The organism is Geodermatophilus sp. SYSU D00525 (genome assembly GCF_054050475.1).
Window position 1 is genome coordinate 258,768 of record NZ_JBJGZK010000003.1, and the last position, 12,457, is coordinate 271,224.

Sequence of the window (12,457 nt, forward strand, 5' to 3'; positions counted from 1 at the left end):
GTCAGCCCTCCGTGTTCTCGGTCGCGGTCGTCTCGGCCGCGGCGGTCGCCTCGGGGCCGGCGGCCTCGGCGACGGTCTGCTCGGGCGCGACCTCACCCGAGGTCACGGCCACGGTGCTGTCGGCGGCGGTCTCCGGACCGGTCGTCGACTCGGCGGCGGCGCGGCCGGCCTCGGTGCCACCGGCGGTGGTGCCGCTGGAGCCCGACCGGCGGGGGCGCTGCGGGCGCTCCCGGCGCTGCTGCCGCGCGGCGAGGGCCTCGAGGGCCTCGCGCTCGGCACGCGAGCCGCTGACGTCGCCCTTGTAGATCCACACCTTCACGCCGATGCGGCCGAAGGTGGTGCGGGCCTCGTACAGGCCGTAGTCGATGTTCGCCCGGAGGGTGTGCAGCGGCACGCGACCCTCGCGGTAGAACTCCGACCGGCTCATCTCGGTGCCGCCCAGGCGCCCGGAGCACTGCACCCGGATGCCCTTGACCTGCGGGCTGCGCTGGGCCGACTGCATGGCCTTGCGCATGGCGCGGCGGAAGCTGACGCGGCTGGACAGCTGCTCGGCCACGGCCTGGGCCACGAGCTGGGCGTCGGCCTCGGGGTTCTTGACCTCGAGGATGTTCAGCTGCACCTGCTTGCCGGTGAGCTTCTCCAGCTCGCCGCGGATGCGGTCGGCCTCGGCGCCGCGGCGGCCGATGACGATGCCCGGCCGGGCGGTGTGGATGTCGACCCGGACCCGGTCACGGGTGCGCTCGATCTCCACCTTCGAGATGCCGGCGCGCTCCATGCCCTTGGACATGAGCTTGCGGATGGCCACGTCTTCCTTGACGTAGTCCTTGTACAGCTTGTCGGCGTACCACCGGGACTTGTAGTCGGTGGTGATGCCGAGGCGGAACCCGTGCGGGTTGACCTTCTGACCCACTAGCGGGTCCCTCCCCTCGTGTTGGAGCGCTGCTGCGTGCCCTGCTGCTGCGTCGCCGGGCCGGACTGGCCGGTGCGCCGGCGGGCGGTGCGGGACTTGCCGGCGAGCTCGGCGCTGGAGCCGACCTCGCTCACCTCGACGGTGATGTGGCTGGTCCGCTTGTTGATGCGGTAGGCGCGGCCCTGGGCGCGCGGCCGGATCCGCTTCATGGTCGGGCCCTCGTCCACGTAGGCGGCGCTGACGACGAGCGCGGCCGGGTCCAGCCGCAGGTTGTGCTCGGCGTTGGCGACGGCGCTGGCGACGACCTTGGCCACCGGCTCGCTGGCCGCCTGCGGGGCGAACCGCAGCAGGGCCAGGGCCTCGTCGGTGGGCAGGTAGCGGATGAGGTCCACCACCCGGCGTGCCTTCATGGGGGTGACGCGGACGCCGCGGGCGACGGCCCGGGCGACCTGCGTCTCCTCTCCCAGCTGGGAAGTCATATCGAGTCTCTCTCTCGGGACCGGGCTCAGCCGCGCCGCGACCGGCGGTCGTCCTTGACGTGACCCCGGAAGGTCCGGGTCGGGGCGAACTCGCCGAGCTTGTGCCCGACCATGGCCTCGGTCACGAAGACCGGGACGTGCTTGCGCCCGTCGTGCACGGCGATGGTGTGGCCGAGCATGTCCGGGATGATCGTCGAGCGGCGGGACCAGGTCCGGATGACCGTCTTGGTGCCCTTCTCGTTCTGCACGTCCACCTTCTTGAGCAGGTGGTCGTCGACGAACGGGCCCTTCTTCAGGCTGCGTGGCATGTCTGTCGGACTCCTCTAACCGCTCAGCGCTTCTTGTTGGTGCGCCGGCGGCGCACGATCAGGGCGTCACTGGCCTTGCGCTTGCGCGTGCGGCCCTCCGGCTTGCCCTTCGGGTTCACCGGGTGGCGACCACCGGAGGTCTTGCCCTCACCACCACCGTGCGGGTGGTCCACCGGGTTCATGGCGACACCGCGGACGGTCGGGCGCTTGCCCTTCCACCGCATGCGGCCGGCCTTGCCCCAGTTGATGTTCGACTGCTCGGCGTTGCCCACCTCGCCGACGGTGGCGCGGCAGCGCACGTCGACGTTGCGGATCTCGCCCGAGGGCATGCGCAGCTGGGCGAAGCGGCCCTCCCGGGCGACCAGCTGGACGCTGGTGCCGGCGGAGCGGGCGATCTTCGCGCCGCCGCCCGGCCGCAGCTCGATCGCGTGCACGACCGTGCCGACGGGGATGTTGCGCAGCGGCAGGTTGTTGCCCGGCTTGATGTCGGCCGCGGGGCCGCACTCCACCGTGTCGCCCTGCTTCAGGCGGGCCGGCGCGATGATGTAGCGCTTCTCGCCGTCGGCGAAGTGCAGCAGCGCGATGCGCGAGGTGCGGTTCGGGTCGTACTCGATGTGCGCGACCTTCGCCGGCACGCCGTCCTTGTCCGCCCGACGGAAGTCGATGACGCGGTAGGCGCGCTTGTGGCCGCCGCCCTGGTGGCGAGCGGTGACCTTCCCGTGGACGTTGCGCCCGCCACGACCGTGCAGCGGCCGGACCAGCGACTTCTCGGGGTGGTCGCGGGTGACCTCGGCGAAGTCGGCGACGCTGGAGCCGCGGCGGCCCGGCGTCGTCGGCTTGTACTTGCGGATAGCCATTGCTGACTCGGTTCCTCTGTCTCTGGTCCGGCAGTCCCGGGGCTCAGGCGCCCGGGCCCCCGAAGATCTCGATCCGGTCGCCGGGCGCCAGCGAGACGATGGCCCGCTTGGTGTCCTTGCGCTTGCCGAGCTTGTTGCCCCGGCTGCGCTTGCGCTTGCCCTGGCGGTTGATGGTGTTCACGCCGAGGACCTTCACGTTGAAGACCTGCTCGACCGCGATCTTGATCTGCGTCTTGTTGGCCTCGGGCAGCACCACGAACGTGTACTGGTTCTCGTCCAGCAGCCCGTAGCTCTTCTCCGAGATGACCGGCGACAGCAGGACGTCCCGGGGGTCGCGGACGCTCACGCCTTCTCCTCGGTGGTGTCGGTGGCCTCGTTCTGCTCGAGGTCCAGGTCGGTCGTGCCCTCGGCCGGCTGGATCGACGGGATGGCGCCGGGGATGTCCGGCGTCGTCAGGTCCGGCTTGGTCAGCGAGGTGCCGCCCTTGCCGCCGGTGCCGCCGTGCGGGCCGGCCACGAACTCGGCGAGCGCGGTCTCGGTGAAGACCACCTCGTCGCTGACCAGCACGTCGTAGGTGTTGAGCTGGCCGGCCTCGATCAGGTGCACGCGCGGCTCGTTGCGCAGGCTCACCCAGTTGAGGACGTCGTCGCGGTCGAGGACCACGAGCACCCGCTTGGCGCCGGTCACCGCGTCGAGGGTGGCCAGGGCCGCCTTGGTCTTCGGCGCGTCGCCGTCGACGAAGGTGGTGACGACGTGCACGCGGCCGTCGCGCGCCCGGTCGGAGAGGGCACCGCGCAGGGCGGCGGCCTTCATCTTCTTGGGCGTGCGCTGCGAGTAGTCGCGCGGCTGGGGGCCGTGGACCGTGCCACCGCCGGTGAACTGCGGCGCGCGGATCGAGCCCTGGCGGGCGCGGCCGGTGCCCTTCTGGCGGTAGGGCTTGACGCCACCGCCGCTGACGGCGCCACGCGTCTTGGTCGCGTGGGTCCCCTGGCGGGCCGCGGCCAGCTGGGCGACGACGACCTGGTGCATGAGCGCGACGTTCGCGTTCGCGTCGAACAGGTCACCGGGCAGCGTGACGCTGCCGGAGGTCTCCCCCGCCGGCGTGCGGACGTCGACCTGGCGGTCGGCGCGCGCGGCCGTGCTGGTGGTCGCGGTCGCGGTCGACTGGGTCACTGGTTGTCACTCCCCACGGGACCGCCCTTGACGGCCGAGCGGACGAGCAGGAGCCCGCCCTTCGGGCCGGGGACGGCGCCCTTGATCAGGATGAGGCCGCGCTCGGTGTCGACCTTGTGGACGACGAGCGAGAGGGTCGTGGTCTTCACCGCGCCCATGCGCCCGGCCATCTTCAGGCCCTTGAACACGCGGCCGGGGGTGGAGGCGCCGCCGATCGAGCCGGGCGACCGGTGCTTGCGCTGAGTGCCGTGCGCCGCGCCGAGGCCCTTGAAGCCGTGACGCTTCATGACACCGGCGGTGCCCTTGCCCTTGCTGGTGCCGATGACGTCGACCTTGGCCACGCCGTCGAAGACCTCGGCGGTCAGCTCCTGGCCGACCGTGTACTGGCCGGCGTCCTCGGTGCGGAGCTCGACCAGGTGGCGGCGCGGCGTCACGCCGGCCTTGGCGAAGTGGCCACCCTCGGGCTTGTTCACCTTGCGGGGGTCGATCTCGCCGAAGCCGAGCTGGACGGCCGAGTAGCCGTCGACCTCGGGGGTGCGCACCTGCGTCACCACGTTCGGGCCCGCCTTGACGACGGTCACCGGCACGATGCGGTTGTTCTCGTCGAAGACCTGGGTCATCCCCAGCTTCTCGCCGAGGAGCCCGCGGAACGTACTCGCCATGACTGGACTCGGTCCCTTACTGGATGTTCACGTCGACCGAGGCCGGCAGGTCGATGCGCATGAGCGCGTCGACCGTCTTCGGCGTCGGGTCGAGGATGTCGATGAGCCGCTTGTGCGTGCGCATCTCGAAGTGCTCGCGCGAGTCCTTGTACTTGTGCGGCGAGCGGATGACGCAGTACACGTTCTTCTCCGTCGGCAGCGGCACCGGGCCGACGACGCGCGCACCGGTCTTGGTCACCGTGTCGACGATGCGCCGCGCCGAGGCGTCGATCGCCTCGTGGTCGTAGGCCTTCAGCCTGATGCGGATCTTCTGTCCCGCCATCGCTGTCTCTCGCTCCTGCCGATCGCTGTTCTGCTAGCTGGGGAACGCCGGGTGCGCCCGGACGTCATCCGGTCTGGCCCCAGCGGGGAGGGTGGCGGTGCACACACGCAGCACGCACACCCGGGGACGGGCGGCGGCGCAGGGGTGCGCCGCCGCCCGTCGGGGGTGTTACTTGATGATCTTGGTGACGCGGCCCGCGCCGACGGTGCGGCCACCCTCGCGGATGGCGAACCGCAGACCCTCCTCCATGGCGATCGGCTGGATGAGCTCGACCGTCATCTCGGTGTTGTCGCCCGGCATGACCATCTCGGTGCCGGCCGGCAGGGTCACGACGCCGGTGACGTCGGTCGTCCGGAAGTAGAACTGCGGACGGTAGTTGTTGAAGAACGGCGTGTGACGGCCACCCTCGTCCTTCGAGAGGATGTAGACCGAACCCTCGAAGTTGGTGTGCGGGGTGATCGAGCCGGGCTTCACGACGACCTGGCCGCGCTCCACGTCCTCGCGCTTGATGCCGCGCAGCAGCAGACCCACGTTGTCGCCGGCCTGGCCCTGGTCGAGCAGCTTGCGGAACATCTCGACGCCGGTGACGGTGGTCTTGGTCGACGAGGAACGGATGCCGACGATCTCGACCTCCTCCGACACCTTGACGATGCCGCGCTCCACGCGACCGGTGACGACGGTGCCGCGACCGGTGATGGTGAAGACGTCCTCGACCGGCATGAGGAAGGGCTTGTCGACCTCACGCTGCGGCTCCGGGATCGCCGTGTCGACGGCGTCCATGAGCTCCATGAGCTTGTTGCCCCACTCGGCGTCGCCCTCGAGGGCCTTCAGCGCCGAGACGCGGACCACGGGGACGTCGTCGCCCGGGAACTCGTACTCGGACAGCAGCTCGCGGACCTCCAGCTCGACGAGCTCGAGGATCTCCTCGTCGTCGACCATGTCGGCCTTGTTCAGCGCCACGACGATGTAGGGGACGCCGACCTGGCGGGCCAGGAGGACGTGCTCCTTGGTCTGCGGCATCGGGCCGTCGGTCGCGGCGACCACCAGGATGGCGCCGTCCATCTGCGCCGCACCGGTGATCATGTTCTTGATGTAGTCGGCGTGCCCGGGGCAGTCGACGTGCGCGTAGTGACGGTTCTCCGTCTGGTACTCGACGTGGGCGATCGAGATCGTGATGCCGCGGGCCTTCTCCTCGGGCGCCTTGTCGATCTGGTCGAAGGCCGACGCCTCGTTGAGGTCCGGGTACTTGTCGTGCAGCACCTTGGTGATCGCCGCGGTCAGCGTGGTCTTGCCGTGGTCGATGTGCCCGATGGTGCCGATGTTGACGTGCGGCTTGGTCCGCTCGAACTTGGCCTTGGCCACTGGGTTCCTCTCCTCGTGGTCTCGCGTCGTGCGCGGGAACTCTGGGGTGGGCTTGCTGGGGGTGCCGGGCGGGGACGTACCCCGCCCGGCGGGTCACTCGCCGGTGGCCTTGGCGATGATCTCCTTGGCCACGTTCTGCGGGACCTCGGCGTACGAGTCGAACACCATGGTGTAGCTCGCCCGCCCCTGGGTGCGGCTGCGCAGGTCGCCCACGTAGCCGAACATCTCCGAGAGCGGGACCAGGGCCCGGACGACGCGGGCGCCGGAGCGCTCCTCCATCGCCTGGATCATCCCGCGCCGGGAGTTCAGGTCGCCGATGACGTCACCCATGTAGTCCTCGGGCGTGACGACCTCGACGGCCATCATCGGCTCGAGCAGGGCCGGGCTGGCCTTGCGGGCGGCCTCCTTGAAGACCATCGAGCCGGCGATCTTGAAGGCCATCTCCGAGGAGTCGACCTCGTGGTACTGCCCGTCGACGAGGGTCGCCTTGACGCCGACCATCGGGTAGCCGGCGAGGATGCCGTACTGCATGGCGTCCTGCATGCCCTGGTCGACCGAGGGGATGTACTCCTTCGGGATGCGACCACCGGTCACGGCGTTGACGAACTCGTAGGTCGGGCCGTCGCCACTGACCTCGAGCGGCTCGATGCTGACCTGCACCTTGGCGAACTGGCCGGACCCACCGGTCTGCTTCTTGTGGGTGTAGTCGATCTTCTCGACCGCCTTGCGGATGGTCTCGCGGTAGGCGACCTGCGGCTTGCCGACGTTGGCCTCGACGCGGAACTCGCGCCGCATGCGGTCGACCAGGATCTCCAGGTGGAGCTCGCCCATGCCGGAGATGACCGTCTGACCGGTCTCCTCGTCGAGGCGGACCTGGAAGGTCGGGTCCTCCTCGGCCAGCTTCTGGATGGCGGTGCCGAGCTTCTCCTGGTCGCCCTTGGTCTTGGGCTCGATCGCGACCGAGATGACCGGGGCCGGGAAGGTCATCGACTCGAGGATCACCGGGTTCTGCGGGTCGCAGAGGGTGTCACCCGTGGTCGTCTGCTTCAGGCCGACGACGGCGACGATCTGGCCGGCGCCCACGCCCTCGCGCTCCTCGCGCTTGTTGGCGTGCATCTGGTAGATCTTGCCGATCCGCTCCTTGCGGTCCTTGGTGCTGTTGAGCACCGGGGACCCGGAGTTGAGCCGGCCCGAGTAGACCCGGACGTAGGTCAGCTTGCCGAGGTGCTGGTCGGTCTGGATCTTGAAGGCCAGCGCCGAGAACGGCTCGTCCTCGTCGGCGTGCCGCAGGACCTCGGTCTCGCCGTCGAGGGCGGTGCCCACGATGGCCTCGATGTCCAGGGGGCTGGGCAGGTAGTCGACGACGGCGTCGAGCAGGGGCTGCACGCCCTTGTTCTTGAACGCCGTGCCGGTGAGGACCGGGTTGATCTGCGCGGCGATGGTCGCCTTGCGGATGGCGGCCTTGAGCTGGTCGACGGGGATGTCCTCGCCGCCCAGGTAGGCCTCCATGATCGCGTCGTCGGTCTCGGCGATCGTCTCGAGCAGCTTGTCGCGGTACTCGGCGGCCTGGTCGGCCAGCTCGGCGGGGATCTCCTCGATGGCGTAGTCCTCGCCCATCTTGGTCTCACCGCGCCAGGTGAGCGCGCGCATCTGCACCAGGTCGACGACGCCGATGAAGTCGGCCTCGGCGCCGATGGGCAGCTGCAGCACGGCCGGGTTGGCGCCGAGCCGCTCGACCATCATGTCGACGCAGCGGAAGAAGTTCGCGCCGGTCCGGTCGAGCTTGTTGACGAAGCACATGCGCGGGACGCCGTACTTCTCCGCCTGCCGCCAGACCTGCTCGGTCTGCGGCTCCACGCCGGCGACACCGTCGTAGACGGCCACGGCACCGTCGAGCACGCGCAGGGACCGCTCCACCTCGACGGTGAAGTCGACGTGCCCCGGGGTGTCGATGATGTTGATGTCGTGGTCGTTCCAGGAGCACTTCGTCGCGGCGGACGTGATGGTGATGCCGCGCTCCTGCTCCTGCTCCATCCAGTCCATCGTGGCCGCGCCGTCGTGGACCTCACCGATCTTGTAGTTGATACCGGTGTAGAAGAGGATGCGCTCGGTCGTCGTGGTCTTGCCCGCGTCGATGTGCGCCATGATCCCGATGTTGCGGGTCCTGGCGAGCTGGGCCTTGGTGTCGGCCATTCCTCACTCCTCTTTGTCTCTGGTCCGCGTGCGGTGTCCGGGGGTGGCCCGGCGTTCCCGCCGGCGGGTGCTGGTGGACGGGGGTGTCCCCAGCGGGGGTGCGACTACCAGCGGTAGTGCGCGAAGGCCTTGTTCGACTCGGCCATCTTGTGGGTGTCCTCGCGGCGCTTGACCGCGGCACCGAGGCCGTTGCTGGCGTCGAGCAGCTCGTTCATGAGGCGCTCGGTCATCGTCTTCTCGCGGCGGGCCCGGCTGTACTGGATCAGCCAGCGCAGGCCGAGGGTGGTGCTGCGGGAGGCGCGGACCTCGACCGGGACCTGGTAGGTCGCGCCACCGACGCGGCGGCTGCGGACCTCGAGGGCCGGCTTGACGTTGTCCAGCGCGCGCTTGAGCGTGACCACAGGATCGGTGTCGGTCTTGGCGCGGCAGCCCTCGAGGGCGCCGTAGACGATCGACTCGGCGACCGAGCGCTTGCCGTCGACGAGGACCTTGTTCACCAGCTGGGTGACCAGCGGCGACTGGTAGACCGGGTCGTTGACCAGCGGACGGCGCGGCGCGGGGCCCTTGCGCGGCATGTCAGCTCTTCTCCTTCTTCGCGCCGTACCGGCTGCGAGCCTGCTTGCGGTTGCGGACACCCTGGGTGTCGAGCGAGCCGCGGATGATCTTGTAACGCACACCCGGGAGGTCCTTCACGCGGCCGCCGCGCACGAGCACCATCGAGTGCTCCTGCAGGTTGTGGCCGACGCCCGGGATGTAGGCGGTCACCTCGATGCCACTGGTGAGGCGGACGCGAGCGACCTTGCGGAGCGCCGAGTTCGGCTTCTTCGGCGTCGTGGTGTACACGCGGGTGCACACGCCTCGACGCTGAGGGGAGCCCTTCAACGCCGGGGTCTTGGTCTTCTCGACCTTGTCCTCGCGGCCCTTGCGGACCAGCTGGTTGATCGTGGGCATGGGTGGCCTGGATCTCCTACCTGCGCTGGGTCGTGCTGTGGACGGTGCTGCTGTCGTGTCGCCGGTGCCGGTCCTGCCGGGGTCATCCGCCCAGGTCGCGAGCCACTCACCGGTCCCCGCGGTCGGGCGTGTCGCCTTCCCCAGGACCGGCCGGCGGTCGAACCGGACAGGTCGCCCCCCGCGACTCGGCGCCGCCACCTCCGGACACCGTCCTCCGTGGACGGCCCACCGGGGCGGACCCGCGGCCTGGAGGCGGACCTCCGGACACCCAGGCGCACCGCGAACGGGAGCAGGCCCAGGGCACCCTGGGCACGGCTGACCACGATACCCGCGTGCTGGGAGGCGGTCAAAGCCGGGTCCCGGGAGCCGAGCGGGCAGGGTCTGCCTGCCACCCGGGCCCGTTCGACGGGGACAACGGCGCGGTGACGCCGGCCATTCCCGGCGGCCGCGGGGACCGTGCCGCACGGCCCCGGGGGGAGGTCGCACCATACCGCGGCGAGGGCCCCGCGCCAGGGGAGGACGCCGCGCCCGCGGTCCCCGGTGGGCGCGCGACTGTCAGCCCCTCCCCCTACCGTCGGTCCCAACGAGACCACTCACCGCTACGGAGGTCCTGGTGCTGATCGACACGGCGCGCGAGCTCAAGGCACGGCTGTCCGCGCGCCTGGCCGAGGGCTTCCCCCCGGTCCGGGCCAGCGACCTCGGCGGCCGCGTGTGGACGCGGCCGGCCATCGGGCTGGCGCCCGTCGCCCCCGGGCGGGCGCACCTGGCGATCCGCGTGGCCGCCGAGGCCGACGCCCGGGTGCTGCTCACCGACCTCGACGACGTGGTGCGCGCGGAGATCGACGTCCGGGTGACCGGGCCGATAGTGCCGCTGTCCTCCCCCACCCCCGCCGAGCTCCAGCAGCGCACCCGCCCGCTGCGCCCGGGGCTGTCGGTGGCCCACCCGGCCGTCACGGCCGGGACGCTGGGCGGCTTCGTCCGGGTGGACGGCCGGCTGGCGATCCTGTCCAACAACCACGTCCTCGCCGCCAGCGACGCCGGCGCGGTCGGGGACGCGGTGCTGCAGCCCGGACCGGCCGACGGCGGCGTCCCGGCCGACCGGGTGGCCACGCTGACCGCGTTCGAGCGCTTCACCGAGGGCCGCAACAAGGTCGACGCCGCCGTCGCCGTCCTGGACGCGGGCGTCGAGGCCGAGCCCGGCCGGGTCCCCGGCGGCCCGCTGGCCGGCACCGTGGCCGACGGGCTGGAGGTGGAGCCCGACGAGGAGGTCGAGAAGGTCGGCCGCACCACCGGGCACACCCGCGGACGGGTCACCGCCGTCGAGGTCGACGGGGTCGCCGTCCAGTACGACGACGGCGTGCACGTCTTCGACGACCAGATCGAGATCGAGGGCCTGTCGGGCCCCTTCTCCGCCGGCGGGGACAGCGGCTCGGTCATCTGGCGCAGCGCCGACCGCGTCCCGCTGGCCCTGCTGTTCGCCGGCAGCGACCAGGGCGGCAGCAACGGCGCCGGGCTGACCTTCGCCAACCCCCTGTCGACCGTGCTGGCCACCCTGGGGGCGGAGTGGGTCGCTTCCTGACCTCCTGAGGTCCTCTCCCAGGTCAGGGGGATGTCGCTCCGGGCGGGAACGAGGCACCATGGGGAGGTGACCGAGCCCGCACGGCCGTCCGGGACCTCCCTCGTCCCGGACACCCGGCGCGCGGGCGTCAGCGAGGAGACCTCGTGACCGACCGTGCCGCCGCCCGCGCCGCCAAGGGCGTCCTCGCCGACCAGCTCTCCACCCAGCCGGGGGTCGTCGGCATCGGCCTGGCCCGGCGGGACAGCGGCTACGTCGTCAAGGTCGACGTCGCCGACGCCGACGCGGCCGGCCTGGTCCCCCGCGACGTCGACGGCGTCCGGGTGGTCACCGAGGTCGTCGGCGTGATCCGCCCGCTGCGCAGCCGCACCGCCTGAGCCTCCGGCCCGCCCGCGCGCACCCGCTACGGTCGCCGGAGGCGCCGACGCGGGCGCCGCCGACCAGAGGAGTGCAGGTGCGCATCGGCATCCAGGCCAGTTACGCGGGGGGTTTCCAGGAGACGGCGGCGGAGATCGTCGACCTCGAGGCCGCCGGGCTCGACCTCGCGATGTGCGCGGAGGTCTACACCTTCGACGCCGTCAGCCAGCTCGGGTACCTGGCGGCCGTGACGCAGCGGGTCGAGCTGATGAGCGCGATCCTGCCGATCTACAGCCGGACGCCGGCCCTGACGGCCATGACCGCGGCCGGGCTGGACTTCGTCTCCGGCGGGCGGTTCACCCTGGGCCTGGGCGCCTCCGGCCCGCAGGTGATCGAGGGCTGGCACGGCGTCCCCTACGACGCCCCGCTGCAGCGCACCCGCGAGGTCGTGGAGATCTGCCGGCAGGTGTGGCGGCGCGAGCGGCTCGTGCACGAGGGGCCGAAGTACACGGTGCCGCTGCCGGCCGAGCAGGGCACCGGCCTCGGCAAGCCGCTGAAGCTGATCAACACCCCGGTGCGCGAGCGCATCCCGGTGATGCTGGCCGCGCTCGGCCCCAAGAACGTGGAGCTGGCCGCGGAGATCGCCGAGGTCTGGGAGCCGATCTGGTTCATGCCCGAGCGCGCCGACGACGTCTGGGGCGACTCGCTGCGGGCAGGGAAGGCCAAGCGCGACCCCGAGCTCGGGGACCTGCAGGTCATCTGCGGCGTCCCGGTGGCGATCGGCGAGGACGTCGACCACCTGCACGACCTGGTGCGGCCGCAGCTGGCCCTCTACGTCGGCGGCATGGGCGCCCGGGGCAAGAACTTCTACAACGACCTCGCCCGCCGCTACGGCTACGAGGAGGCCGCCGGGACCGTGCAGGACCTCTACCTGGACGGCAAGAAGGACGAGGCGGCCGCGGCGCTGCCCGAGGAGTTCGTCCGCAAGGTGTCGCTCATCGGGCCGGAGTCCTACGTCGCCGAGCGGGTGGCCGCCTACGCGGAGGCCGGCGTCACCACGATCGCGCTGCAGCCCCTCGACGACAGCCGCGAGGGCCGGCTGCGGACGGTGGAGACCATGCGGAAGCTGGCCGACCGCTAGGCACGTCGTCGGCCCACCGGCCGACACCGCGGCCAGGTGCCGTCCCGGCCTCCGTGGAGCCCCTCCCGCGTCCCCGTCGGGGACCCCCGGGCCCCGCGACGGGCCCACTCCGAGGAGGTGCCGTCCCCGGCCGGGGACGGGACCCCGCCACCGTTCCGTCACTGTG

15 protein-coding genes are annotated in these 12,457 nt (G+C 71.4%); 3 read left to right on the top strand and 12 right to left on the bottom strand.

What is annotated here, in order from left to right; genetic code table 11:
- Position 1 precedes the first annotated feature (1 nt).
- The 12 genes from rpsC to rpsL all read right to left on the bottom strand — a co-directional run bounded on the left by rpsC (position 2) and on the right by rpsL (position 9,217).
- Positions 2-910 (bottom strand): 30S ribosomal protein S3, encoded by a 909-nt coding sequence (gene rpsC / locus ACI796_RS04640; protein WP_456940080.1) that lies wholly within the window; start codon positions 908-910, stop codon positions 2-4.
- Complete coding sequence (gene rplV, locus ACI796_RS04645; protein WP_456940081.1) at positions 910-1,389, bottom strand: 50S ribosomal protein L22; 480 nt, start codon at positions 1,387-1,389, stop codon at positions 910-912. The genes rpsC and rplV overlap by 1 nt, the downstream gene beginning before the upstream one ends.
- 26 nt (positions 1,390-1,415) lie before the next feature.
- Entirely contained in the window at positions 1,416-1,697 is a 282-nt protein-coding gene (gene rpsS / locus ACI796_RS04650) for a 30S ribosomal protein S19 (protein WP_073421347.1), read from the bottom strand.
- A 23-nt stretch (positions 1,698-1,720) separates the two neighbouring features.
- On the bottom strand, positions 1,721-2,554 hold the full coding sequence (gene rplB, locus ACI796_RS04655) for a 50S ribosomal protein L2 (protein ID WP_073421345.1): 834 nt from the start codon (positions 2,552-2,554) through the stop codon (positions 1,721-1,723).
- 43 nt (positions 2,555-2,597) lie between these two features.
- Positions 2,598-2,900: a 50S ribosomal protein L23 gene (gene rplW, locus ACI796_RS04660; protein ID WP_100497379.1), complete on the bottom strand. Its 303-nt coding sequence runs from the start codon at positions 2,898-2,900 to the stop codon at positions 2,598-2,600.
- On the bottom strand, positions 2,897-3,727 hold the full coding sequence (gene rplD, locus ACI796_RS04665; RefSeq protein WP_456940082.1) for a 50S ribosomal protein L4: 831 nt from the start codon (positions 3,725-3,727) through the stop codon (positions 2,897-2,899). Before rplD ends, rplW begins: the two co-directional genes overlap by 4 nt.
- Entirely contained in the window at positions 3,724-4,389 is a 666-nt protein-coding gene (rplC, locus tag ACI796_RS04670; RefSeq protein ID WP_456929502.1) for a 50S ribosomal protein L3, read from the bottom strand. Before rplC ends, rplD begins: the two co-directional genes overlap by 4 nt.
- Positions 4,390-4,405: 16 nt before the next feature.
- Positions 4,406-4,711, bottom strand: a complete 306-nt coding sequence (rpsJ, locus tag ACI796_RS04675) for a 30S ribosomal protein S10 (protein ID WP_014742859.1) — start codon at positions 4,709-4,711, stop codon at positions 4,406-4,408.
- Between the two features lie 168 nt (positions 4,712-4,879).
- Positions 4,880-6,073 (bottom strand): elongation factor Tu, encoded by a 1,194-nt coding sequence (tuf, locus tag ACI796_RS04680; protein ID WP_456940083.1) that lies wholly within the window; start codon positions 6,071-6,073, stop codon positions 4,880-4,882.
- 93 nt (positions 6,074-6,166) lie between these two features.
- Positions 6,167-8,266: an elongation factor G gene (fusA, locus tag ACI796_RS04685; RefSeq protein ID WP_456940084.1), complete on the bottom strand. Its 2,100-nt coding sequence runs from the start codon at positions 8,264-8,266 to the stop codon at positions 6,167-6,169.
- 104 nt (positions 8,267-8,370) lie between these two features.
- Complete coding sequence (gene rpsG, locus ACI796_RS04690; RefSeq protein ID WP_075013303.1) at positions 8,371-8,841, bottom strand: 30S ribosomal protein S7; 471 nt, start codon at positions 8,839-8,841, stop codon at positions 8,371-8,373.
- A gap of 1 nt (position 8,842) precedes the next feature.
- Positions 8,843-9,217 (bottom strand): 30S ribosomal protein S12, encoded by a 375-nt coding sequence (rpsL, locus tag ACI796_RS04695; protein WP_012950487.1) that lies wholly within the window; start codon positions 9,215-9,217, stop codon positions 8,843-8,845.
- Between the two features lie 613 nt (positions 9,218-9,830).
- On the opposite strand from rpsL, the gene ACI796_RS04700 reads away from it, so the two are divergent.
- The 3 genes from ACI796_RS04700 (at position 9,831) to ACI796_RS04710 (ending at position 12,291) form a co-directional block, all read left to right on the top strand.
- Positions 9,831-10,796 (top strand): hypothetical protein, encoded by a 966-nt coding sequence (locus ACI796_RS04700; RefSeq protein WP_456940085.1) that lies wholly within the window; start codon positions 9,831-9,833, stop codon positions 10,794-10,796.
- A 143-nt stretch (positions 10,797-10,939) separates the two neighbouring features.
- Positions 10,940-11,170: a hypothetical protein gene (locus ACI796_RS04705; RefSeq protein ID WP_456940086.1), complete on the top strand. Its 231-nt coding sequence runs from the start codon at positions 10,940-10,942 to the stop codon at positions 11,168-11,170.
- Between the two features lie 77 nt (positions 11,171-11,247).
- Positions 11,248-12,291 (top strand): LLM class F420-dependent oxidoreductase, encoded by a 1,044-nt coding sequence (locus ACI796_RS04710; RefSeq protein ID WP_456940087.1) that lies wholly within the window; start codon positions 11,248-11,250, stop codon positions 12,289-12,291.
- Positions 12,292-12,457 lie beyond the last annotated feature (166 nt).

Coding starts and splice junctions, on each gene's coding strand:
- rplV (WP_456940081.1), bottom strand. CDS start 1,389: ATGACTTCCCAGCTGGGAGAGGAGACGCAGGTCGCCCGGGCCGTCGCC.
- rpsS (WP_073421347.1), bottom strand. CDS start 1,697: ATGCCACGCAGCCTGAAGAAGGGCCCGTTCGTCGACGACCACCTGCTC.
- rplB (WP_073421345.1), bottom strand. CDS start 2,554: ATGGCTATCCGCAAGTACAAGCCGACGACGCCGGGCCGCCGCGGCTCC.
- rplC (WP_456929502.1), bottom strand. CDS start 4,389: ATGGCGAGTACGTTCCGCGGGCTCCTCGGCGAGAAGCTGGGGATGACC.
- rpsJ (WP_014742859.1), bottom strand. CDS start 4,711: ATGGCGGGACAGAAGATCCGCATCAGGCTGAAGGCCTACGACCACGAG.
- fusA (WP_456940084.1), bottom strand. CDS start 8,266: ATGGCCGACACCAAGGCCCAGCTCGCCAGGACCCGCAACATCGGGATC.
- rpsG (WP_075013303.1), bottom strand. CDS start 8,841: ATGCCGCGCAAGGGCCCCGCGCCGCGCCGTCCGCTGGTCAACGACCCG.
- rpsL (WP_012950487.1), bottom strand. CDS start 9,217: ATGCCCACGATCAACCAGCTGGTCCGCAAGGGCCGCGAGGACAAGGTC.